Below are 22,689 nucleotides of genomic sequence, written 5' to 3'. Positions count from 1 at the left end.
CCGGGTTTTTTGTGGTTTTTCGTGGTTCAATGACCGCCCAGGCGGATTTGGAAAGGTGTAGGCGTCGTGTTTCAGGGCGAGACCGCAATCACAGTGGACGACAAGGGGCGTATGGCGGTTCCCACCGCGTACCGCGACCTCGTCGTGCGCGCGAGCGGCAATCGGCTGGTGCTGACCTACAACCCGTTCGAGGCCGGATGCCTGTGGCTGTACGCGGAAAAGGAGTGGGAGCGGGTCCGTGACGACGTCATGGCCAAGCCCAACACCCAGCGCGTGGTGCGGATCCTGCAGCAGAAGCTGGTCGGTTCCTCGGCCGCGCTGGAGCTGGACGCCAACAGCCGCATCACCATCCCGCCGAGCCATCGCGCTGCGGTGGGCATCGAAAAGCGCGCCGTGCTGTTGGGCATGGGCGACAAGTTCGAACTATGGAGCGAGCAGGCTCATCGCGCACTGATCCAGCAGACATTGTCTGATGAGGATCTGGGCGATGGATTGCTCGATCTGAAGTTGTGAGCCGGGGTGTCCGGATGCGCGGACAGGCGCAGGCCGGTCACCTTCCGGTGTCGCAACCGCCGGCGGCGCATGTGCCGGTGTTGTTCGCGCAGGTCATGGACGGGCTGCAGGTGATCGAAGACGGAATCTATCTGGATGGCACGTTCGGGCGTGGCGGACACGCGCGCGGGGTGCTGCACAAACTCGGCCCGGGAGGCCGGCTGCTGGTGATGGACAAGGATCCCGAGGCGATCGCCGAAGCCGAACATGCGTTCGGTGGCGACGCGCGGGTGAGCATCCGTCGCGGCAGCTTCGCCGAACTGGGGCAGTGGGACGCCGCCGCCGACCTGGACGGAGTGCTGTTCGACCTGGGCGTGTCCTCGCCGCAGCTGGACGTGGCCGAGCGCGGTTTCTCGTTCGGCAAGGACGGCCCGCTGGACATGCGCATGGACCCGGACGCCGGCGAGAGCGCCGCGCAGTGGCTGGCGCGCGCCGACGAACGCGCCATCGCCGACGTGCTGTGGACCTACGGCGACGAACGCCAGAGCCGGCGCATCGCCCGCGCGATCGTGGCGCGCCGCGCCGAGCAGCCGCTGACCCGCACCGCGCAGCTGGCCGAGCTGATCGCCAGCGTGATGCCGCGCGGCGACAGCAAGACCCACCCGGCCACACGCAGCTTCCAGGCGATCCGCATCCACATCAACCGCGAACTGGCCGACCTCGAAGCCGGGCTGGACGCGGCGCTGGCCAGGCTCAAGCCGGGCGGCCGGCTGGCGGTGATCAGCTTCCATTCGCTGGAAGACCGCATCGTCAAGCAGTTCATGAACCGCCACGCCAAGGCCCCGCCGAGCAACCGCCGCCTGCCCGAAGCGCAGGCGTTCGTGCCGACCCTGCAACTGCATGGCGGCGCGATCAAGGCCGATGCCGACGAACTGGCCGGCAACCCGCGGGCGCGCAGTGCGGTGTTGCGGGTGGCTGAGAAGCTGGCGGGACTCGGGACTCGGGACTCGGGACCCGTATCGGGACCAGGGACCAGGGACCGGGGACCGGGTGAGAGCAACGGCAAGAGCAATGGCAAGAGCGGGGTGAGCTTTGCGGCGGCCGACGGTCTTGCGCCGCGCGCTGCCCTCCGCTTTTCCCGGGTCCCGGGTCCCCGGTCCCCGGTCCCGGCGCCGCTCCACAGGAGCGGCGCATGAGCCGGCTGCTGCTCGTCATCCTGCTCGCCTGCACCATCGCCTCGGCGATCGGGGTGGTGTACATGCGCCATCGCCATCGCCAGCTGTTCGTCGAGCTGTCGCGGCTGGAGCACAACCGCGACGAGCTGAACATCGAGTTCGGCCGGCTGCAGCTGGAGCAGGCGACCTGGGCGGAAAGCAATCGCGTCGATCAGGTCGCGCGCGAGCGGCTGGGCATGAAGTTCCCGGAAACCGGCGACATCGTGGTGGTGCGGCCATGAGCAAGACCGGCCGCAACCGCCCGCGCAGCAACTTCAATCTCCGTGGCCGGCTGGTGCTGGTCGGCGCGGCGCTGAGCCTGTGCTCGGTCACGCTGATCGGCCGCGCCGCCTACGTGCAGATCATCAACAGCGATTTCTACCAGCGCCAGGGCGAGGCGCGCTACCTGCGCGAACTGCCGATCGCGACCTCGCGCGGCATGATCACCGACCGCAACGGCGAGCCGCTGGCGGTGTCCACGCCGGTGGAGTCGATCTGGGTCAATCCGCAGGAACTGCTGCGCAATCCCGACCGCATTCCGCAGCTGGCGCGGGCGCTGGAACTGCCCAGCGACGAGCTGGCCGCCAAGCTGTCGCAGAAGTCGGACAAGGAGTTCATGTACCTCAAGCGCCGGATCAATCCGGACAAGGCGCATGCGGTGGTCGCGCTGGGCATCCCCGGCGTGTTCTCGCAGCGCGAGTTCCGCCGCTTCTACCCGCAGGGCGAAGCGATGGCGCACGTGCTCGGCTTCACCAACATCGACGACCGCGGCCAGGAAGGGCTGGAGCTGGCGTTCGACGAATGGCTGCGCGGCAAGCCTGGCTCCAAGCGCGTGATCCGCGACCGCAAGGGCGCGATCGTGGAGAGCATCGACCTGGTCAAGCCGGCCGAGCCGGGCAAGGACCTGACCCTGAGCATCGATCGCCGCATCCAGTTCCTGGCCTACAAGCAGCTGCGCAACGCGCTGGAAGAGAACAAGGCGGCCGCCGGCTCGATCGTGATCGTGGACGTGAAGAGCGGCGAAGTGCTGGCGATGGTCAACCTGCCGACCTACAACCCGAATGCGGTCAGCGGGGTCAATTCCGACGCGCGCCGCAACCGCGCGGTCACCGACCTGGTCGAGCCGGGTTCGACGATGAAGCCGCTGACGGTGGCGACCGCGTTGCAGGCAGGGGTGGTGACGCCCAATACCATCATCGATACCAACCCGGGGTTCATGACCCTGGGCCGTTACACCATCCGCGACGTGCCGCGCAACAACGGCGTGCTCAACGTCACCGGCGTGATCACCCGCAGCTCCAACATCGGCGCGGCCAAGATCGTCGCCAAGCTGGACGACCAGGCGTTCTACAAGTCGGTGCGCAATTTCGGCTACGGCACGGCGCCGCACAGCGGCTTCCCCGGCGAATCGGCCGGCGTGGTGTCGCATCCGGGCAGCCGCAGCTGGTACGGCACCACCAAGACCACCATGTCCTACGGCTATGGCCTGTCGGTGACGCCGCTGCAGATCGCCACCGCCTACACCGCGCTGGGCAACGGCGGCAAGTTGATGCAGCCGACCTTCGTCAAGGGCCAGCACCAGGAACCGCGCGAAGTGATCAGCCCGGAAGTGGCGCGGGAAGTGGTGGCGATGATGGAAACCGTGGTGACCCAGGGCGGCGCCAAGGGCGCGGCGATCCTCGGCTACCACGTCGCCGGCAAGACCGGCACCGCGCGCCTCAACGGGCCGGGCGGCTATATCCGCGGCCACTACAACGCGCTGTTCGCCGGCCTGGTGCCGGCGACCAATCCGCGCTTCGCCACGGTCATCGTGATCAACGACCCGCAGGGCGCCAAGTACTACGGCGGCCTGGTCTCGGCGCCGGTGTTCCACAACGTGATGGAAGGGGCGCTGCGGCTGATGGACGTGCCGCCGGACGACATCCAGGCATGGCTGGCGGCGCAGGCCGCCGGCAAGAGCGGCCATGCGCCGCCGCCGCCGCCGGTGGAGCCGGATCCGGCCCTGGTGCCCGACGCCGCCACCGAGGTGGAAGCGGCACTGCCCAGCGCGCGTGCCGTCGCGCCGCCGCCGCCGGCCGCACAGCCGGTGCCGTTGCAGGAGACCCGCCAGTGAGCCGCGCGCTGCCGCTGTCGCACCTGCTGCCGGATCTGGCGCTGGCGCGCGACGTGCAGGTGACCGGGCTGGTCATGGACAGCCGCGCGGTGCGCCCCGGCGATGCCTTCGTGGCGATCGCCGGGTTCGGCGCGCACGGGCTGGGCTTCGTCGCGCAGGCGCAGGCCAATGGCGCCGCGGCGATCCTGTTCGAACCGCCGGCCCCGGCCGAGTTGCCGGCCCCTGCCGACGCGATCGCGGTGCCGGGCCTGCGCGCGCGCATGGGCGCGATGGCCGACCAGTTCCACGGCCATCCGTCGCAGACGATGACCATGGTCGGGGTCACCGGCACCAACGGCAAGACCTCCACCGTGCAGCTGTTGGCGCAGGCCTGGCAGAGCCTGGGCACGCGCAGCGGCAGCATCGGCACGCTCGGCGTCGGCCTGTACGGCGACGTTGTGCCGACCGGTTTCACCACGCCGCTGGTGCTGCAGACGCATGCGTTGCTGGCGCAGCTGCGCGACGCCGGCGCGCAGGCGGTGGCGATGGAAGTGAGCTCGCACGCGCTGGACCAGGGCCGCGTGGATGCGGTGCACTTCGACGTGGCGGTGTTCACCAATCTCACCCGCGACCATCTGGACTACCACGGCGACATGGCCGGCTACGGCGCGGCCAAGGCGCGCCTGTTCGCCACGCCGGGGCTGAAGGCGGCGGTGGTCAACCTCGACGACGCGTTCGGTCGCGAGTTGCTGGCGACGCTGGACCCGGAACTGCGCCGCATCGGCGTCAGCTCGCGCGGCCAGGCCGGCGCCACGCTGCGCGCCGAGGCGCTGCGCCTGGACGCGCGCGGCATCGGCTTCGACCTGCTGGTCGGCGACGCGCGGCATCCGGTGCAGTCGGCGCTGCTGGGCCGTTTCAACGTGGACAACCTGCTGGCGGTGGCCGGCGCGCTGCATGCGCTGGACGTCGCGCCGGCGCGCATCGCCGCGACGCTGTCGCAGCTGCAGCCGATCCGCGGGCGCATGAACCGCCTCGGCGGCACGGACGCGCAGCCGCTGCTGGTGATCGACTACGCGCATACCCCGGACGCGCTGGAGCAGGCGCTGGACAGCCTGCGCGGCCACGTGCACGGCCGCCTGCTGTGCGTGTTCGGCTGCGGCGGCGAGCGCGACACCGGCAAGCGCCCGCAGATGGCGGCGATCGCGCAGCGCCTGGCCGACGTGGTGATCGTCACCGACGACAATCCGCGCGGCGAGGACGGCGACCGCATCGTCGCCGACATCCTGGCCGGCTTCACCGACCGCCAGGCGGTGCGCGTGCAGCGCGACCGCGCGCAGGCCATCGCCCAGGCCGTGGCCGAAGCCGGTCCCGAGGACATCGTGCTGATCGCCGGCAAGGGCCACGAGCCGTACCAGGAAATCGCCGGCATCCAGTATCCGTTCGACGACACCGAGATCGCCGCGCAGGCGTTGCAGGCGCGCGCCGCCGCACCGGCCATGGAGCGTGCACGATGAAGCGCCTGCCGCTGTCGATGCTCGCGCACTGGGCCGGCGCCGAACTGCATGGCGACGACGTGGCGATCGACGCGATCGCCCACGACACCCGCACGCTGGCGCCGGGCAGCCTGTACGTGGCGCTGCGCGGCGAGCGTTTCGACGGCCACGACTTCGTGGTCGACGCCGCCGCGCGCGGCGCCAGCGCGCTGCTGGTGCAGGCGCTGCAGCCGCAGGTCGAACTGCCGCAGATCCTGGTCGCCGACACCCAGCTGGCGCTGGCGCGGATCGCCGCCGGCATGCAGCGCGGCCGCGCCACGCGCGTGGCCGCGATCACCGGCAGCAACGGCAAGACCAGCGTCAAGGCGCTGCTGCTGGCGATCCTGCAGCACGCCTGCCGGGTGAACGGCGGCAGCGTCTACGCCAACCCCGGCAACCGAAACAACGAGATCGGCCTGCCGCTGGCGGTGATCGAGGCGCCGGACGCGGCCGACTACGCGATCTACGAGATGGGCGCCGGCAAGCCGGGCGACATCGCCTACCTGACCGACATCGTCGCTCCGCACGCGGCGCTGGTGAACAACATCGCCCCGGCGCACCTGGAACGCATGGGCAGCCTGCTCGGCGTGGCCGAGACCAAGGGCGCGATCTACGCCGCGCTGCCGCCCGACGGCACCGCGGTGATCAATGCCGACGACGCGTTCGGGTTGTGGTTCGAACAGCGCCTGCCGGCGCCGCTGACCCCGCACGTGCTGCGTTTCGGCCTGCAGGCCAGCGCCGAGGTCACCGCCACGCGGCTGCGTGTGGGCGCGGACCGCTCGCAGTTCGTGCTGGTCACCCCGCACGGCGAGGTCGACGCGACGCTGCCGCTGCCCGGTCGCCACAACCTGATGAACGCCTTGGCCGCCGCGTCGCTGGCGCTGGCGCTGGACATCGCGCCGGCCATGATCGCCGCGGGCCTGGCGCAGGTGCAGCCGGTGCCGGGCCGGCAGATCGCGCACACGCTGCCCGGCGGCGCGGTGCTGATCGACGACAGCTACAACGCCAATCCCGGTTCGCTGGCCGCGGCGATCGACGCATTGGCCGCGGCCGGCGGCGAGCGCTGGTTGGTGCTGGGCGACATGCGCGAACTCGGCGACGGTGCCGACGCGCTGCACGCCAGCGGCGGCCGCCGTGCCCGCGACGCCGGCCTGACCCGCCTGTACGCGCTGGGCCCGCTGAGCGCGGTCGCCGCGCAGGCCTTCGGCGAGAACGGACGCGTGTTCGACAGCCATGCGGCGTTGATCGCGGCGCTGCGTGCGGACCTTCGCGCAGCCGGGACTCGGGACTCGGGACTCGGGAACGGAGCCGGGACTCGGGACTCGGGACTCGGGACTCGGGAAAAGCAGGATCAAGAGCAGGAAACAGAGCAAATGCATGAGAGCACCGGTGCGGCGTCCGCTGGCGTTGCGCCCCTCCGAGTCCCGAGTCCCGAGTCCCGAGTCCCGGCTTCACTGAGTCCCGAGTCCCGAGCCCCGGCCACCATCCTCGTCAAAGGCTCCCGCGGCAGCGCCATGGACAAGATCGTGAGCGCGCTGCTGGCGCAGGGTGAGGAGACGCCGCATGCTGCTTGAACTGTCCCGCTGGCTGCAGCAGCTGGAGAGCCTGTTCGGGCTGTTCGGTTACCTCACCTTCCGCGGCATCCTGGCGGCGCTGACCTCGCTGTTCCTGTCGCTGTGGCTGGGCCCGGCGGTGATCCGCAGGCTGGCGCAGTTCAAGGGCGGCCAGCCGATCCGCAAGGACGGCCCGCAGACCCACTTCTCCAAGGCCGGCACGCCGACCATGGGCGGTTCGCTGATCCTGCTCACCGTGCTGCTGTCGGTGCTGCTGTGGGGCGACCTGCGCAACCGCTACGTGTGGCTGGTGCTGGCGGTGATGCTGGCGTTCGGCGTGATCGGCTGGTACGACGACTGGATCAAGATCGTGCGCCGCGACCCGAACGGGCTGAAGTCGCGCTGGAAGTACCTGCTGCAGTCGATCTTCGGCCTGGCCGCCGGCCTGTTCCTGTACTACACCGCCGACGTGCCGGCCGCGATCACCTTCTACATCCCGATGTTCAAGTCGATCGCGCTGCCGCTGGCCGGGATCAGCTTCGTCGCCATCGCCTACTTCTGGATCGTCGGCTTCTCCAATGCGGTCAACCTGACCGACGGCCTGGACGGGCTGGCGATCATGCCCACGGTGCTGGTGGCCTGCGCGCTGGGCGTGTTCGCCTACGCCTCGGGCAACGCGGTGTTCTCGGCTTATCTGAAGATCCCCTCGATTCCCGGCGCCGGCGAACTGATCATCATCTGCGCGGCGATCGCCGGCGCGGGGCTGGGCTTCCTGTGGTTCAACACCTACCCGGCGATGGTGTTCATGGGCGACATCGGCGCGCTGGCGCTGGGCGCGGTGCTCGGCACCATCGCGGTGATCGTGCGCCAGGAACTGGTGCTGGTGATCATGGGCGGCGTGTTCGTGATCGAGACGCTGTCGGTGATGATCCAGGTCGCCTCGTTCAAGCTCACCGGCAAGCGCGTGTTCCGCATGGCGCCGATCCACCACCACTTCGAGCTGAAGGGCTGGCCCGAGCCGCGGGTGATCGTGCGCTTCTGGATCATCTCGGTGGTGCTGGTGCTGGTCGGCCTGGCCACGTTGAAGGTGCGCTGATGAACGACAGCACGCGCCAGGCGACCCGACTGGAGGCCATCGGCGGCCGCTACGACCCGTGGCTGCTCGGCGCCGTGGTGGCGCTGGCCTCGCTGGGCGTGGTGATGGTCGGCTCCAGCTCGATCGAGCTGACCGTCAGCCCGTTCTACTACCTGACCCGGCATCTGCTGTTCCTGGCCGGCGGCATCGGCCTGGCGATCTGGACCATGCGCACCGAGCTGAAGAACATCGAGCAGTACAACCAGCTGCTGCTGCTGGCTTGCTTCGGCCTGCTGATCGTGGTGTTCGTGCCGGGGCTGGGCAGCAGCGTCAACGGCGCGCGGCGCTGGATCAACCTGGGCATCTCCAAGTTCCAGACCGTGGAAGCGGTCAAGGTGCTGTACATCGTGTGGTTGTCCAGCTACCTGGTGCGCTTCCGCGACGAGGTCAACGCGACCTGGCCGGCGATGCTCAAGCCGCTGGGCGTGGCCGTGGCGCTGGTCGGCCTGCTGCTGATGCAGCCGGACTTCGGTTCCTCCACGCTGCTGCTGGCGATCACCGCCGGCATGCTGGTGTTGGGCGGGGTCAACCTGCCGCGCATGTCGATGCCGATCGTGATCGGGCTGCCGGTGTTCGCCTTCATCGCGATCCTGGAACCGTACCGCCTGCGCCGCATCACCTCGTTCCTGGACCCGTGGGCCGACCAGCTCGGCTCCGGCTACCAGCTGTCCAACGCGCTGATGGCGGTGGGCCGCGGCGAACTGTTCGGGGTCGGTCTGGGCGGTTCGGTGCAGAAGCTCAACTACCTGCCCGAAGCGCATACCGATTTCATCTTCTCGGTGATCGCCGAGGAACTGGGCTTCACCGGCGTGTGCCTGATCATCGCGCTGTACGCGCTGCTGGTGGGCCGCGCGTTCTGGCTGGGCATGCGCTGCGTGGAGATGAAGCGCCACTTCTCCGGCTACATCGCCTTCGGCATCGGCCTGTGGATCAGCCTGCAGAGCTTCGTCTCGGTCGGCGTGAATCTGGGCATCCTGCCGACCAAGGGCCTGACCCTGCCGCTGATCTCCGCCGGCGGTTCCAGCGTGCTGATGACCTGCGTGGCGATGGGCCTGCTGCTGCGCGTGTCCTACGAACTCGATCGCGCCGAACGCCAAGTGGCGAAGGTGCGCAGCGATGCGGCGCCGCCGGTCAGGCAGACCGTGGACAGCGCCGAGGATCTGCAGGCCGCGCGCGAGGCCAGCGCCAGCGCGGTGGCCGCGGCGATCCAGGCCGGCACCCCGGCGCGCGGCACCAGCCGCATGCAGCCGCGGGTCGAGCCGACCTTCGGGAGGCTGGGATGAGTGCGTCCGTGCCGATGACCAGCACCGCTATGACTGGCGCTGCGTTGCGCCCGGTGATGATCCTGGCCGGCGGTACCGGCGGGCACATCTTCCCGGCGCTGGCGGTGGCCAAGGTGCTGCGCGCGCGCGGCGTGCCGGTGGTGTGGCTGGGTGCGGCGGGGCGCATGGAAACGCAACTGGTGCCGCAGCACGGCATCGAGATCGACACCATCGAGATCGGCGGCCTGCGCGGCAAGGGCGCGCTGGCGCTGTTCGGCGCGCCGCTGCGGGTCATGCGCGCGATCCGCGCCGCCGGCTTCGTGCTGCGCCGGCGGATGCCGCGCGCGGTGGTCAGCTTCGGCGGTTTCGCGGCCGGCCCGGGCGGCATCGCCGCGCGCCTGCTGAAACTGCCGTTGCTGGTGCACGAACAGAACCGCGCCCCGGGCCTGACCAACAAGGTGCTGTCGCGCGTCGCGCGTCGCGTGCTGACCGGGTTCCCGGGCAGCTTCGCCGCGCGCGAGGAAGCGGTGGGCAACCCGGTGCGCGCCGAGATCGCCGCGCTGGCGCCGCCGGCGCAGCGCCTGGCCGCGCGCGACAGCGCGGTGCGGCTGCTGGTGCTCGGCGGCAGCCAGGGCGCGCGTGCGCTGAACCAGGCGCTGCCGCGCGCATTGGCTGCGCTCGGCGCGCAGGTCGAGGTGCGCCACCAGTGCGGCGAAAAACTGCGCGACGAAGCGGCCCAGGCCTATGCCGACGCCGGCGTTGCCGCCAGCGTCGAAGCCTTCATCGGCGACATGGCCGCGGCCTACGCCTGGGCCGACCTGATCGTATGCCGCGCCGGCGCCTCGACCCTGGCCGAACTGTGCGCGGTCGGCATCGGCAGCGTGCTGGTGCCGTTCGCCGCCGCGGTCGACGACCACCAGACCCGCAACGCCGAATACCTGGTCGAACGCGGCGCCGCGGTGCTGCTGAAGCAGGACGCCGCCCTGGCCGCCAACCTGCAGGGCGTGCTGCGCGACCTGCTCGGCAATCCCGCCCGGCGCCTGGCGATGGCCGAAGCCGCACGCAGCCTGGCCAAGCCGGATGCGGCCGAGCGGATCGCGGACATCATTTTGGAAGAGGCCGGGACCGGGGACCGGGGACCGGGGGCCCGTAGCGGGACCAGGGACCAGGGACCGGGGACCGGCGACAAGCAAGATCAACAGCAGAAGCCTATGCACACAGACAATCTCCACGGCCAGGCGCGCAGCGCCGCCGCTCCGCTTTTTCCGGGTCCCCGGTCCCCGGTCCCCGGTCCCGCCGCGAACGGAGTTCGCGCATGATCCGCCGTCTCCACGACACCGGCGACCTGGTCCGCGCGTTCCCGCGCGTGCACTTCGTCGGCATCGGCGGCACCGGCATGAGCGGCATCGCCGAGGTCATGCTGACCCTGGGCTACGAGGTGTCCGGCTCGGACAACGCCGACAACGCGGCGACGCGGCGCCTGGTCAAGCTCGGCGCGCGGGTGATGCGCGGGCATTCGGCGGCCAACGTGCTCGGCACCGACTGCGTGGTCGTGTCCAGCGCGATCCGCGACGACAACCCGGAATTGATGGAGGCGCGCAGCCAGCGCATCCCGATCATGCCGCGCGCGGCGATGCTGGCCGAGCTGATGCGCTTCCGCCGCGGCATCGCGGTGGCCGGCACCCACGGCAAGACCACCACCACCAGCCTGGCCGCGGCGGTGCTCAGTGAAGGCGGGCTGGATCCGACCTTCGTCATCGGCGGCCAGCTGCTCGCCGCCGGCGCCAACGCCAAGCTCGGCGGCGGCCAGTGGCTGGTGGCCGAGGCCGACGAGAGCGACGGCAGCTTCCTGCGCCTGAATCCGCTGATCTCGGTGATCACCAACATCGACGCCGATCACCTGGAGAACTACGGCAACGATTTCGCCCGCGTCCAGGCCGCGTTCGCCGAATTCCTGCAGCGCCTGCCGTTCTACGGGCTGGCGGTGCTGTGCATCGACGATCCGGAAGTGGCCGCGCTGGCCGCCAAGACCCCGCGCCACGTGATGAGCTACGGGCTCAGCGAGAACGCCGACGTGCGCGCCGAGGACGTGGTCCAGCACGGCCCGCACATGCGCTTCACCCTGCGCCTGCCGGAAGGCAGCAGCACGCCGGTGACGCTGGCCCTGCCGGGCCGCCACAACGTGCTCAACGCGCTGGCCGCCGCGGCGATCGGCTGGCAGCTGGGCGTGGCGCCCGAGGCGATCGCCAGCGCGCTGCAGAGCTTCGCCGGCATCGGCCGCCGCTTCAACGACCTGGGCGAAGTGGTCACCGCCAGCGGCGCACGCGTACGCCTGGTCGACGATTACGGCCACCATCCGCGCGAGCTGGCCGCGGTGTTCGCCGCCGCGCGCGGCGGCTGGCCGGACAAGCGCCTGGTGGTCGCGTTCCAGCCGCACCGCTACAGCCGGACCCGCGACCAGTTCGACGCCTTCGCCGCGGTGCTGTCGGAAGTGGACGCGCTGGTGCTCAGCGAAGTCTATCCGGCCGGCGAAACGCCGATCCCCGGTGCCGACGCGCGCTCGCTGGCGCGCGCGATCCGTGCGCGCGGCCGCAGCGAGCCGGTGGTGGTCGGACAGGTCGCCGAACTCAGCGACGTGCTGCCGGACGTGCTGCAGGACGGCGACCTGCTGCTGATGATGGGCGCCGGCGACATCGGCTACGTCGCCCAGCACATCGCCCAGGACGGTTTCGCCGCGTGGGTGAAGGCATGAGCGCACCGATCTTCGCGCCGCCGCGCCACACCGACCCGGCCGTGTTCGGCCGCGTCGCGGTACTGCTCGGCGGCACCTCCAGCGAACGCGAGGTGTCGCTGGATTCGGGCCGCAACGTGCTCGAGGCGCTGCGCGCGCGCGGCGTCGATGCGGTCGCGGTGGACGGCATCCCGGCGCTGGCGCAGGCGCTGGTGGAGAAGCGCTTCGACCGCGTGTTCAACGTGCTGCACGGTCACAACGGCGGCGGCGAAGACGGCATCGTGCAGGGCCTGATGGACGCGTTTGGCGTGCCGTACACCGGCTCGCCGGTGCTCGGCTCGGCGCTGAGCATGGACAAGGTGCGCACCAAGCAGGTGTGGCTGTCGCTGGGCCTGCCGACGCCGCGCTACGTGCGCCTGGCGGCGACCGCGCAGGCCGACGCGATCCACGCGGCGGCGGCGCAGATCGGCCTGCCGGTGATCGTCAAGCCGGCCAACGAAGGCTCCAGCGTCGGCGTGACCCGCGTGTTCGAGCCGGCGCAGCTGGACGAGGCGGTGGCGTTGGCCGCGCGCTACGACGGCGAGCTGCTGATGGAGCAGATGGTCGTCGGCGACGAACTGACCGTGGCGATCCTCGGCGACACCGCACTGCCGTCGATCCGCATCGTGCCCAAGGGCCAGTGGTACGACTACCATGCCAAGTACGTGGCCGAGGACACCCAGTACCTGTGCCCGGGCCTGGACGGCGAAGACGAGCGCGCGCTCGGCGAACTGGCGCTGGCCGCATTCCGCGCCGCCGGCTGCCGCGGCTGGGGCCGCGTGGACGTGATGCGCGACGGCGCCAGCGGCGCCTTCGCGCTGCTGGAAGCCAACACCGCACCCGGCATGACCAGCCACTCGCTGGTGCCCAAGGCCGCGCGCCAGGCCGGCATCGGCTTCGAGGAACTGGTGTGGCGAGTGTTGGAGCAGACGCTGTGATTTCGGGACTCGGGACTCGGGACTCGGGACTCGGAGCGCCGCGCGCTGCCGATGCGCTGCTGCGCCCGAGCAAGCGCGCGCGCATTCATGCCAAGGGCGCCGCTTTTACTAGTCCCGAGTCCCGAGTCCCGAGTCCCGGCATCCGCCGCGAGGCGGACGCATGAGCACCCTCCTGCGCATCCTCGCCTGGGTGCTGGCGCTGGCGTTGGTCGCGCTGCCGGTGGTGGCGGTGCTCAACGGCTGGGTCGGCGCCGAGCGCTGGCCACTGAGCCGGCTGCAGGTTAGCGGCGATTTCAAGCGGGTGCCGGCCGAGCAGTTGCGCCAGGTGGTGTTGCCGTACGCGCGCCGCGGTTTCTTCGCGGTGCGCCTGCAGGATGCGCAGGACGCGATCGAGCGGCTGCCGTGGGTGGAGAGCGCGCGGGTGCGCAAGCGTTGGCCGGACGTGCTGGAAGTGCGGGTCACCGAGCACCGTCCGTTCGCTCGCTGGGGTACCGATCGCATGCTGTCCGAGCAGGGCCGCATCTTCGCGCTGCCGAGCGAACTGCGCGGCATGGCACTGCCGCAGCTGGCCGGGCCGGACGCCAAGGCGCAGGACGTGGTCGCGCTGTACAACGAATCGCGCGCGCTGTTCGCGCCGGCCGGGCTGCCGGTCAACGGCGTGGCGATGGACGCGCGCGGCAGCTGGTCGCTGCAGCTGGGCGAGGACGTGCAGATCGTGGTCGGCCGCGACGACGCCCGCACCCGCCTGGCCCGCTTCGCCCGCGTGCTGCCGCAACTGATCACGCCGGAGCAGGCGCCGATCGCGCGTGCCGACCTGCGCTACACCAATGGGTTCACGGTCGAAAGGCGGGGATCGGAGATTCGGGATTCGGGATCGGGAAAGAAACCGGCTTCGCAACGCTCCGCTTCCGTCGATCTGCCACGCATCCCAAGCCAGCCTGCCTTCACCAATCTCAAATCCCGAATCTCAAATCCCGGCTCCAAGACATGAACCGCAAAGGCGACAAATCCCTCATCGTTGGACTGGACATCGGCACCTCCAAGGTCGTCGCGCTGGTCGGCGAGTATTCGCCCGGCAACCCGATCGAGGTGATCGGCATCGGTTCGCACGAATCGCGTGGGCTCAAGCGCGGCGTGGTGGTGGACATCGAATCTACCGTGCAATCGATCCAGCGCGCGGTCGAGGAAGCCGAGCTGATGGCCGGCTGCGAGATCCGCTCGGTGTACGCGTCGATCTCCGGCAATCACGTGCAGTGCAAGAACTCGCCCGGCATCGTGCCGATCCGCGACGGCGAAGTGACCTGGAATGACCTGGACCGGGTGCTGGAAGCGGCCAAGGCGGTGGCGATCCCGGCCGACCAGCGCATCCTGCACGCGATCCCGCGCGAGTACGTGCTCGACGATTCGCAGGAAGGCATCCGCAATCCGGTCGGCATGACCGGCGTGCGCCTGGAGGTGCACGCGCACCTGGTGGTGTGCGCGCAGTCGGCCGCGGCCAACATCAGCAAGTGCGTGCAGCGCTGCGGCCTGCAGGTGGACGACCTGATCCTGTCCTCGCTGGCGTCCTCGGTCGCGGTGCTGACCGCCGACGAACGCGAGCTGGGCGTGGTGCTGGTCGACATGGGCGCCGGCACCACCGACCTGGCGGTGTTCGTGCAGGGCGCGATCTGCCACACCGCCTCGCTGCCGATCGCCGGCGACCACGTCACCAACGACATCGCGCACATGCTGCGCACGCCGACCCCGGAAGCCGAGCAGATCAAGGTGCGCTACGCCTGCGCGCTGGCGCAGCTGGCCACCGCCGAGGAAAGCATCCAGGTGCCCAGCGTCGGCGATCGCCCGCCGCGGCGCATGCCGCGCCACTCGCTGGCGCAGGCGGTGCAGGGCCGCTACGAAGAGATCTTCGAGATGGTGCAGGCCGAACTGCGCCGCTCCGGTTTCGAGGAACTGGTGCGCGCCGGCATGGTGCTCACCGGCGGCGCCTCGAAGATGGAAGGCGTGGTCGAACTGGCCGAGGAAATGGTGCAGATGCCGGTCCGCGTGGGCATTCCGCAGCACGTCACCGGCCTGGGCGAAGTGGTCGGCAACCCGGTGCACGCCACCGGCGTGGGCCTGCTGCTGATGGGCAGCCAGATCGAACACCCGCGGCGCCCGTCGCTGCCGACCGGGCGCGCCGGCAGCCTGTTCAAGAAATTGAAGAATTGGTATCGCGGCGAGTTTTGAAAGCCGGGACTCGGGATCCGGGACTCGGGACCCGGAACAGCAAAAGCGGAGAGCGGAAGGGCGGAGAGAGACGGTAAGCGGTAACGGCAACATCCACTAAGAAAATAGCCGGCGCGAAGGCCGGGCAGGGAATCGAAGCTGTTTTTCGAGTCCCGAGTCCCGAGTCCCCAGTCCCGGCCCCATAACAAGAGGAAACGGACATGGCGCATTTCGAACTGATTGAAAAGATGGCACCCAACGCGGTAATCAAGGTGGTCGGCGTGGGCGGCGGCGGCGGCAACGCGGTCGCGCACATGGTCAGCAGCAGCGTGGACGGCGTGGAGTTCATCACCGCCAACACCGACTCGCAGGCGATCAAGAACTGCGGCGCCAAGCTGCAGCTGCAGCTCGGCACCAACGTCACCAAGGGTCTGGGCGCTGGCGCGAATCCGGAAGTGGGCCGCCAGGCCGCGCTGGAAGACCGCGAACGCATCATGGACGCGCTGCAGGGCGCGGACATGGTGTTCATCACCGCCGGCATGGGCGGCGGCACCGGCACCGGCGCCGCCCCCGTGGTCGCGCAGCTGGCCAAGGAGATGGGCATCCTGACCGTGGCCGTGGTCACCAAGCCGTTCCCGTTCGAAGGCCGCCGGCGCATGCAGGTCGCGCTGAAGGGCATCGAGGAACTGAGCCAGCATTGCGACTCGCTGATCACCATCCCCAACGAAAAGCTGATCACCGTGCTTGGCCGCAATGCCACCATGATCCAGGCGTTCCGTGCCGCCAACGACGTGCTGCAGGGCGCCGTGCAGGGCATCGCCGACCTGATCGTGCGTCCGGGCCTGATCAACGTCGACTTCGCCGACGTGCGCACCGTGATGTCGGAAATGGGCCTGGCGATGATGGGCACCGGCTCGGCCCGCGGCGACGACCGCGCGCAGGCGGCGGCCGAAGCGGCGATCCAGAACCCGTTGCTGGACGACGTCAACCTGGCCGGCGCCAACGGCATCCTGGTCAACATCACCGCCGGTCCGGACTTCACCATGGCCGAGTTCGACGAGATCGGCCGCACCATCGAAGGCTTCGCCTCGGAAGACGCGACCGTCGTGGTCGGCACCGTGCTCGACCCGGACATGCAGGACGAGGTCCGCGTGACCGTGGTCGCCACCGGCCTGAACCGCGCCGTGTCGCGCCAGACCCAGCGTCCGGAGCAGCGCGCGCCGATCAAGCTGGTGCGCAACGCGACCACCGGCCAGCCGGAATTCGGCGACTTCGAGCATGGCGGCGACGCCGTGTCCAAGGCGGTCGGCGGTGCGATGGGCCTGGGCCTGCGTCGCCCGAGCAGCGATGCGATGGGCTCGTCGGCGCCGGCACCGGCTGCGGCCGATCTGCCCAACGATTACCTGGACATTCCTGCGTTCCTGCGTCGCCAGGCCGACTGATGCCGTCCCTGGCGCGACCGTTCGGCTTGCGGATGGCCCAGCCTGGCCATCCATGGCCAGGCGCGGGTCCGCGTGCGAAGCAGTGCTTCGCAAGCACGCGGCCCGCCCTGCGCCGCCAGGCGGACTGACCGCGCCAGGCCGGCCTTGCGCCGGCCGCAACACCGCCGATCGGGACTGTTCGCCCGATCGGCGCGCCGTGTCCTTTGCTGCCGGGTCGTCTCGACCCGGCAGGTTTTTGCGACCGCGACGCCGGCATGCGCCAGCGTTGCGCAAATAGGACGCTGTGACTGTATTGTTAAAATTTGGCTAAACGCGTGATATTCTCAATTTCGTTCAGTTCCCGTCTGAGCGGACGTTCCCAGACTGTCTCCCATGACCCAGCAACGCACCCTCAAGAACACGATCCGCGCCACCGGCGTAGGCCTGCATAGCGGCGACAAGGTGTACATGACGCTGCGTCCGGCGCCTGCCGACCATGGCATCGTGTTCCGTCGGGTCGACCTGGAACCGGCGGTGGAAGTGCCGGCCGATGCCGAGCTGGTCACCGAGACCACGCTGTGCACCGGGCTCAGTCGCGGCGACGCCAAGATCCAGACGGTGGAACACCTGATGTCGGCGATGGCCGGCCTCGGCGTGGACAACGCCATCGTCGAACTGTCTTCGGCCGAATTGCCGATCATGGACGGTTCCTCCGGCCCGTTCGTATTCCTGCTGCAGTCCGCGGGCATCGTCGAGCAGGGCAAGCCCAAGCGCTTCATCCGCATCAAGCGTCCGGTGGAAGTGCGCGACGGCGACAAGATCGCCCGCTTCGATCCCTACGACGGCTACAAGCTCGGTTTCACCATCCAGTTCGACCACCCGATGATCCCGGCCAAGCAGTCGCGCCAGGAAATCGAGTTCTCGACCATGGCCTACATCAAGGAAATCTCCCGCGCGCGCACCTTCGGCTTCATGCGCGACCTGGAGTACATGCGCGAGCGCAACCTTGGCCTGGGTGGGTCGATGGACAACGCCATTGTGCTCGACGAGTTCCGCGTGCTCAACGACGACGGCCTGCGTTACGCCGACGAGTTCGTGCGGCATAAGATCCTCGATGCGATCGGCGACCTGTACCTGGCCGGCGGCGCGATCCTCGGCGCCTACGAAGGCTACAAATCCGGCCACGCGCTGAACAACAAGCTGGTCCGCGCGCTGCTCGCCGAGCAGGCCGCATGGGAGTGGGTGAGCTTCGACGGCGGCGCGCAGCCGGCGCCGGTGGCCTACGGGGCCGTGGCCTACGCCTAAAGTTCGGCGCCCCGCAGCCGGGGTGGCCCGCGGTCACGGAATGGGGCGATCCGTCCCACGCTTCGTCCGTTCTTAACTTCTATTTAACGAATCGGTAACGACCTCGAAGCCGGCGCCCGTTAGGATGCGTCGGGTCAGGTCGTGCGTGTCTACGTACGCAGACCGTTACGGCCGGAGGTCGTAGCTGCTTCAGGCGTCGTGGAGTCGACGTCCTGCAAGGATGCCAGCGCGTCGCGCAATCCTTTGTGCGTCGCTGCGGAAACCGGTGCTGGCTTGTTTCTTGCCTGCTGCATTGGGGAATGCGCAGGTGAAGTCGCAATCTTGACGGTCACCCTGGTGGCCTTCAGCCCGAGGGATCGGGCCGCAGCGAGGATATCGGCCTCGGCGAGCCTGACCCGGGCATGCCAGACCGGAGAGTCAACGAGAAAAACGAGCTGTTCGCCGTTCACATTGGCCAACCGGCAACGGGAGGCCAGGTTCGGCGGCAGATGGGGGCGCAACTGTCGGTCCAGCGCGTCGAGCCACAAGGCACGTCGCAACGGGTCGCCCACCTTGTCCGCCAATGCAGCGTCCAACGCCGGCATCGGCGCGGTGGTATGGCCCTCGCCGGACTTTCGCTTAGACATGAAAACTCATATGGCGTTTAAGAAGATCGTAATCAATTCACGTGAAAAGGGGATCAAGGACCTGCCGTGGCGACTGCGCGAGTTCGCAGACCGGCGTCCCCTGGCCGTGCTCGGTGCGGTGCTCGGCGTGGGCATGGTACTCGGCATCGGCGTCAGCGCCGCGACCGGCCTGGCCGGTTCGGCGCAGCTGCGGGCCAAGGTGCAAAAGCAGGACGCGGAGCTGGCGCAGGTGCGCCGCGACGCGCAGACCCAGGTCAACGCGCTGGCCGCGCGGCTGGGCGAACTGCAGGCGCAGGCCACCCGGCTGAACGCGCTCGGCGAACGCCTGACCCGGATGGGCAAGCTGCAGGACGGCGAGTTCGACTTCGACCAGCCGGTCGGCGTCGGTGGCGGTGACGACGAGGTCAGCCAGGACATGCCGGCGCCGCAGCTGGACAAGGAACTGGACGGGCTGCAGCAGCAGTTCGCCACCTCCGGCCAGCAGCTGTCGGTGCTCGAATCGCTGCTGTTCGACCACCAGCTCGACCAGAACGCGGTGCCGTCGCAGATGCCGATCCGCAACAGCTACATCACCTCCGGCTTCGGCGGCCGCGCCGATCCGTTCGGCGGCGGTGCCGGCAACCACAAGGGCATCGACTTCCACGCCAACGTCGGCGACCCGGTGCTGGCCGTGGCCGATGGCGTGGTCAGCTACTCCGGCGTGCGCGGCGGCTACGGCAACGTGGTCGAGGTCGATCACGGCAACGGCTATGTCACCCGCTACGCGCACAATTCGCGGCTGTCGGTGAAGGTGGGCGATCTGGTGCGGGTCGGCCAGGAAGTGGCCAAGGCCGGCTCCACCGGCCGTTCCACCGGCGCGCACGTGCATTTCGAGGTGTGGAAGGACGGCGTGGTGATGAATCCGGCCAAGTTCCTCGGCGATGGCGCCACCCCGGTGGGCCGCCGCGGCCGCGGCTGAGGGATCGCTGGGGCGGCGATGCCGGCGCTTGAATCGCCGGGGCCCGCCCCAAGCTACAATAGGCTTTGCCACGACAGGGCGCCTCGCGCCCTGTTTCGTTTGCGGCCCTTCGATTCCCTGGGGATTGGGCCGTACGGGCGTTCCTTTCCAACCGGTTCCTTCAATGATCAACAGTCTGCTTACTCGCGTTTTCGGTAGCCGCAACGAACGCCAGCTGCGTCAGCTCCACCGTATCGTCGCCAAGGTCAACGCGCTGGAACCGGAGATGGAGCAGCTCTCCGACGCGCAGCTGCAGGCCAAGACCCCCGAATTGCGCGGCCGCATCGCCGGCGGCGAGAGCCTGGACAAGGTGCTGCCGGAAGCGTTCGCGGTGTGCCGCGAGGCCAGCCGCCGCGTGCTCGGCATGCGCCACTACGACGTGCAGCTGATCGGCGGTATGGTCCTGCACCTGGGCAAGATCGCGGAAATGCGCACCGGCGAAGGCAAGACCCTGGTGGCGACGCTGCCGGTGTACCTCAACGCGCTGGAAGACAAGGGCGTGCACGTGGTCACCGTCAACGACTACCTGGCGCGCCGCGACGCCGCGCAGATGGGCAAGCTGTACAACTGGCTGGGGCTGAGCGTGGGCGTGGTCTATCCGGGCATGCCGCACAGCGACAAGCACGCCGCCTACGCCGCCGACATCACCTACGGCACCAACAACGAATTCGGCTTCGACTACCTGCGCGACAACATGGCGCTGTCCAAGGCCGACCGCTACCAGCGCGGCCTGAACTACGCCATCGTCGACGAAGTGGACTCGATCCTGATCGACGAGGCGCGCACCCCGTTGATCATCTCCGGCCCGGCCGACGATTCGCCGGAGCTGTACATCCGCGTCAACCGCATCGTGCCGCAGCTGACCAAGCAGGAGTCGGAGGAAGGCGAGGGCGACTTCTGGGTCGACGAGAAGGGCAAGCAGGTGCACCTGTCCGAGGCCGGCATGGAGCACGCAGAAGAACTGCTGCGCGCCGCCGGCATCCTGACCAACGACGAGGACCGTCTGTACGGCGCGCAGAACCTCAGCGTGGTGCACCACCTCAACGCCGCGCTGCGCGCGCATGCGATCTACCAGCGCGACGTGGACTACATCGTGCGCGACGGCGAAGTGGTCATCGTCGACGAGTTCACCGGCCGCACCCTGCCGGGCCGGCGCTGGTCCGACGGCCTGCACCAGGCGGTGGAAGCGAAGGAAGGCGTGCCGGTGCAGCGCGAGAACCAGACGCTGGCGAGCATCACCTTCCAGAACCTGTTCCGCATGTACAAGAAGCTGTCCGGCATGACCGGTACGGCCGACACCGAAGCCTACGAATTCCAGAGCATCTACAACCTGGAAGTGGTGGTGATCCCGACCAACCGCCCGACCATCCGCAAGGATTGGCCGGACCAGGTGTTCCTCAACCGCCAGGGCAAGTTCAACGCGGTGCTCGCCGACATCGAGGACTGCGCCAAGCGCGGCCAGCCGGTGCTGGTCGGCACCACCTCGATCGAGACCTCGGAAATGCTGTCCGAGCACCTGCGCAAGGCGGGCGTGAAGCACGAAGTGCTCAACGCCAAGCAGCACGAGCGCGAGGCGCAGATCGTCGCCAACGCCGGCCAGCCGGGCGCGGTGACCATCGCCACCAACATGGCCGGCCGCGGCACCGACATCGTGCTCGGCGGCTCGCTGGAAGCGGAACTGCACGCGCTGGGCGAGGACCTGAGCGAGGACGAGCGCGCGCGCCTGAAGGCCGCGTGGCAGGAGCGTCACGACGCGGTCAAGGCCGCCGGCGGCCTGCACATCATCGGCACCGAGCGCCACGAGTCGCGGCGCATCGACAACCAGCTGCGCGGCCGCTCCGGCCGCCAGGGCGATCCGGGTTCCTCGCGCTTCTACCTGTCGCTGGAAGACAACCTGATGCGCATCTTCGCCTCGGACTGGGTGCAGAAGGCGATGCGGATGATGGGCATGAAGGAAGACGACGTCATCGAGGACAAGCTGGTCAGCCGCCAGATCGAGAAGGCGCAGCGCAAGGTCGAGGCGCACAACTTCGACATCCGCAAGAACCTGCTCGACTTCGACGACGTCAACAACGATCAGCGCAAGGTGATCTACGCGCAGCGCGACGAGCTGCTCGATGCCGAGTCGGTCAAGGACAACGTCGACGGCATCCGCGACGACGTGATCTACGACCTGGTGGCGCGTTTCGTGCCGCCGAACTCGGTCGACGAGCAGTGGGACCTGGCGGGCCTGGAAGCGACCCTGTCCAGCGACCTGGGCCTGCCGCTGTCGCTGACCGACCTGGTCAAGCGCCACGAGGAACTGGACGCGGCCGGCATCGCCGAAAAGGTGCGCGAGGAAGTCGACCGCCACTTCCAGGAGAAGGAATCGGCGATCGGCGGCGAGACCATGCGCGCGCTGGAGAAGCACGTGATGCTGACCGTGCTCGACCAGAGCTGGAAGGAGCATCTGGCGCGCATGGACTACCTGCGCCAGGGCATCCACCTGCGCGGCTATGCGCAGAAGCAGCCCAAGCAGGAATACAAGAAGGAAGCGTTCGAGCTGTTCTCGGAGATGCTCGAGCACGCCAAGCGCGAGGTGGTGACCTTGCTGGCGCGCGTGCGCATCCGCAGCGAGGAAGAGGTGGCGGCGCTGGAGGCGCAGGAACGGCAGCAGATGGAGGCGCAGCTGCGCCAGGCGCAGTTCCAGCACCAGGACGCCGGCGGCTACAGCGCCGACGAGGAAGCCGAGCAGGTGGCGCTGGGCGCCAACGCCCCGGCGGTGGCGCAGGTCACCCGCGAGGCGCCCAAGGTCGGCCGCAACGATCCGTGCCCGTGCGGCAGCGGCAAGAAGTACAAGCATTGCCATGGGCAGTTGAGCTAGGAGAGCGCCTGCTCACAAGCCTCCACAACCGCCCCTCGCGATCATGGCCCCCTTTCGGGGAAGGTGCCGCGCAGGGGGCTACCGCGGCTGTTCCTTCTCCCGCCGGGAGAAGGTGGCCCGCAGGGCCGGATGAGGGTACGGGCGTAGCCTCGTGCACCCAAGCACCACGAGCCGCTTCGCGCCGTACCCTCACCCCAACCCCTCTCCCGACGGGAGAGGGGCTAAGCGGCTGTTCCCTTCTCCCACCGGGAGAAGGTGCCCCGCAGGGGCGGATGAGGGTACGGGCG

The 22,689-nt window shown here is 69.3% G+C and carries 18 protein-coding genes; 17 read left to right on the top strand and 1 reads right to left on the bottom strand.

From position 1 onward, the window contains the following. The first annotated feature begins 66 nt into the window (after positions 1 to 66). The 15 genes from VDQ83_RS14280 (at position 67) to lpxC (ending at position 17,916) form a co-directional block, all read left to right on the top strand. Positions 67 to 513: a division/cell wall cluster transcriptional repressor MraZ gene (locus VDQ83_RS14280; protein WP_185813912.1), complete on the top strand. Its 447-nt coding sequence runs from the start codon at positions 67 to 69 to the stop codon at positions 511 to 513. 14 nt (positions 514 to 527) lie between these two features. Next, positions 528 to 1,688, top strand: a complete 1,161-nt coding sequence (rsmH, locus tag VDQ83_RS14275) for a 16S rRNA (cytosine(1402)-N(4))-methyltransferase RsmH (protein ID WP_455435483.1) — start codon at positions 528 to 530, stop codon at positions 1,686 to 1,688. Then, positions 1,685 to 1,948 (top strand): cell division protein FtsL, encoded by a 264-nt coding sequence (gene ftsL / locus VDQ83_RS14270; RefSeq protein WP_455435447.1) that lies wholly within the window; start codon positions 1,685 to 1,687, stop codon positions 1,946 to 1,948. Before rsmH ends, ftsL begins: the two co-directional genes overlap by 4 nt. Further along, positions 1,945 to 3,819, top strand: a complete 1,875-nt coding sequence (locus tag VDQ83_RS14265) for a peptidoglycan D,D-transpeptidase FtsI family protein (RefSeq protein ID WP_455435446.1) — start codon at positions 1,945 to 1,947, stop codon at positions 3,817 to 3,819. Before ftsL ends, VDQ83_RS14265 begins: the two co-directional genes overlap by 4 nt. Then, complete coding sequence (locus tag VDQ83_RS14260) at positions 3,816 to 5,312, top strand: UDP-N-acetylmuramoyl-L-alanyl-D-glutamate--2,6-diaminopimelate ligase (RefSeq protein WP_455435445.1); 1,497 nt, start codon at positions 3,816 to 3,818, stop codon at positions 5,310 to 5,312. Before VDQ83_RS14265 ends, VDQ83_RS14260 begins: the two co-directional genes overlap by 4 nt. Continuing rightward, the gene (locus tag VDQ83_RS14255) at positions 5,309 to 6,904 is read left to right on the top strand and encodes a UDP-N-acetylmuramoyl-tripeptide--D-alanyl-D-alanine ligase (protein WP_455435444.1); all 1,596 of its coding nucleotides are present in this window, start codon (positions 5,309 to 5,311) and stop codon (positions 6,902 to 6,904) included. Before VDQ83_RS14260 ends, VDQ83_RS14255 begins: the two co-directional genes overlap by 4 nt. Continuing rightward, positions 6,894 to 7,979, top strand: coding sequence for a phospho-N-acetylmuramoyl-pentapeptide-transferase (gene mraY / locus VDQ83_RS14250; protein ID WP_263397275.1), 1,086 nt, complete (start codon positions 6,894 to 6,896; stop codon positions 7,977 to 7,979). The genes VDQ83_RS14255 and mraY overlap by 11 nt, the downstream gene beginning before the upstream one ends. Further along, a complete protein-coding gene (gene ftsW, locus VDQ83_RS14245) occupies positions 7,979 to 9,301 on the top strand; it encodes a putative lipid II flippase FtsW (RefSeq protein ID WP_263397276.1) in 1,323 nt (440 codons plus the stop codon). Before mraY ends, ftsW begins: the two co-directional genes overlap by 1 nt. After that, positions 9,298 to 10,599 carry an undecaprenyldiphospho-muramoylpentapeptide beta-N-acetylglucosaminyltransferase gene (murG, locus tag VDQ83_RS14240; RefSeq protein ID WP_455435443.1) on the top strand — a complete coding sequence of 434 codons (1,302 nt, stop codon included), beginning with the start codon at positions 9,298 to 9,300 and terminating at the stop codon, positions 10,597 to 10,599. The genes ftsW and murG overlap by 4 nt, the downstream gene beginning before the upstream one ends. Beyond that, positions 10,596 to 12,032 (top strand): UDP-N-acetylmuramate--L-alanine ligase, encoded by a 1,437-nt coding sequence (murC, locus tag VDQ83_RS14235; protein ID WP_455435442.1) that lies wholly within the window; start codon positions 10,596 to 10,598, stop codon positions 12,030 to 12,032. The genes murG and murC overlap by 4 nt, the downstream gene beginning before the upstream one ends. Then, a complete protein-coding gene (locus VDQ83_RS14230; RefSeq protein ID WP_455435441.1) occupies positions 12,029 to 12,988 on the top strand; it encodes a D-alanine--D-alanine ligase in 960 nt (319 codons plus the stop codon). The genes murC and VDQ83_RS14230 overlap by 4 nt, the downstream gene beginning before the upstream one ends. A gap of 160 nt (positions 12,989 to 13,148) precedes the next feature. Further along, positions 13,149 to 13,979 (top strand): cell division protein FtsQ/DivIB, encoded by an 831-nt coding sequence (locus VDQ83_RS14225; RefSeq protein WP_455435440.1) that lies wholly within the window; start codon positions 13,149 to 13,151, stop codon positions 13,977 to 13,979. Then, a complete protein-coding gene (gene ftsA, locus VDQ83_RS14220) occupies positions 13,976 to 15,211 on the top strand; it encodes a cell division protein FtsA (RefSeq protein WP_003465508.1) in 1,236 nt (411 codons plus the stop codon). Before VDQ83_RS14225 ends, ftsA begins: the two co-directional genes overlap by 4 nt. 200 nt (positions 15,212 to 15,411) lie before the next feature. After that, positions 15,412 to 16,632 (top strand): cell division protein FtsZ, encoded by a 1,221-nt coding sequence (gene ftsZ / locus VDQ83_RS14215; RefSeq protein WP_179568378.1) that lies wholly within the window; start codon positions 15,412 to 15,414, stop codon positions 16,630 to 16,632. Between the two features lie 372 nt (positions 16,633 to 17,004). Continuing rightward, a complete protein-coding gene (gene lpxC / locus VDQ83_RS14210; RefSeq protein ID WP_263397281.1) occupies positions 17,005 to 17,916 on the top strand; it encodes a UDP-3-O-acyl-N-acetylglucosamine deacetylase in 912 nt (303 codons plus the stop codon). A 149-nt stretch (positions 17,917 to 18,065) separates the two neighbouring features. Here the strand turns inward: lpxC and VDQ83_RS14205 are convergent, their stop codons facing one another. Beyond that, entirely contained in the window at positions 18,066 to 18,542 is a 477-nt protein-coding gene (locus VDQ83_RS14205; protein ID WP_309916899.1) for a DUF721 domain-containing protein, read from the bottom strand. 10 nt (positions 18,543 to 18,552) lie between these two features. Between VDQ83_RS14205 and VDQ83_RS14200 the strand changes: the two genes are divergently transcribed. Continuing rightward, complete coding sequence (locus tag VDQ83_RS14200; protein WP_263397283.1) at positions 18,553 to 19,500, top strand: M23 family metallopeptidase; 948 nt, start codon at positions 18,553 to 18,555, stop codon at positions 19,498 to 19,500. A gap of 163 nt (positions 19,501 to 19,663) precedes the next feature. Continuing rightward, on the top strand, positions 19,664 to 22,402 hold the full coding sequence (gene secA / locus VDQ83_RS14195; protein ID WP_309916901.1) for a preprotein translocase subunit SecA: 2,739 nt from the start codon (positions 19,664 to 19,666) through the stop codon (positions 22,400 to 22,402). Positions 22,403 to 22,689: the final 287 nt, after the last annotated feature.

The sequence above is a fragment of the Xanthomonas sp. WHRI 7945 genome (genome assembly GCF_035026585.1).
The sequence above is the reverse complement of the archived record's forward strand: the minus strand, read 5'-3'. Positions and strand labels throughout refer to the sequence as shown.

Coding starts and splice junctions, on each gene's coding strand:
- lpxC (WP_263397281.1), top strand. CDS start 17,005: ATGACCCAGCAACGCACCCTCAAGAACACGATCCGCGCCACCGGCGTA.
- VDQ83_RS14200 (WP_263397283.1), top strand. CDS start 18,553: ATGGCGTTTAAGAAGATCGTAATCAATTCACGTGAAAAGGGGATCAAG.
- ftsL (WP_455435447.1), top strand. CDS start 1,685: ATGAGCCGGCTGCTGCTCGTCATCCTGCTCGCCTGCACCATCGCCTCG.
- VDQ83_RS14255 (WP_455435444.1), top strand. CDS start 5,309: ATGAAGCGCCTGCCGCTGTCGATGCTCGCGCACTGGGCCGGCGCCGAA.
- VDQ83_RS14205 (WP_309916899.1), bottom strand. CDS start 18,542: ATGTCTAAGCGAAAGTCCGGCGAGGGCCATACCACCGCGCCGATGCCG.
- rsmH (WP_455435483.1), top strand. CDS start 528: ATGCGCGGACAGGCGCAGGCCGGTCACCTTCCGGTGTCGCAACCGCCG.
- mraY (WP_263397275.1), top strand. CDS start 6,894: ATGCTGCTTGAACTGTCCCGCTGGCTGCAGCAGCTGGAGAGCCTGTTC.
- murC (WP_455435442.1), top strand. CDS start 10,596: ATGATCCGCCGTCTCCACGACACCGGCGACCTGGTCCGCGCGTTCCCG.
- VDQ83_RS14265 (WP_455435446.1), top strand. CDS start 1,945: ATGAGCAAGACCGGCCGCAACCGCCCGCGCAGCAACTTCAATCTCCGT.
- secA (WP_309916901.1), top strand. CDS start 19,664: ATGATCAACAGTCTGCTTACTCGCGTTTTCGGTAGCCGCAACGAACGC.
- ftsW (WP_263397276.1), top strand. CDS start 7,979: ATGAACGACAGCACGCGCCAGGCGACCCGACTGGAGGCCATCGGCGGC.
- ftsZ (WP_179568378.1), top strand. CDS start 15,412: ATGGCGCATTTCGAACTGATTGAAAAGATGGCACCCAACGCGGTAATC.
- VDQ83_RS14225 (WP_455435440.1), top strand. CDS start 13,149: ATGAGCACCCTCCTGCGCATCCTCGCCTGGGTGCTGGCGCTGGCGTTG.
- murG (WP_455435443.1), top strand. CDS start 9,298: ATGAGTGCGTCCGTGCCGATGACCAGCACCGCTATGACTGGCGCTGCG.
- ftsA (WP_003465508.1), top strand. CDS start 13,976: ATGAACCGCAAAGGCGACAAATCCCTCATCGTTGGACTGGACATCGGC.
- VDQ83_RS14230 (WP_455435441.1), top strand. CDS start 12,029: ATGAGCGCACCGATCTTCGCGCCGCCGCGCCACACCGACCCGGCCGTG.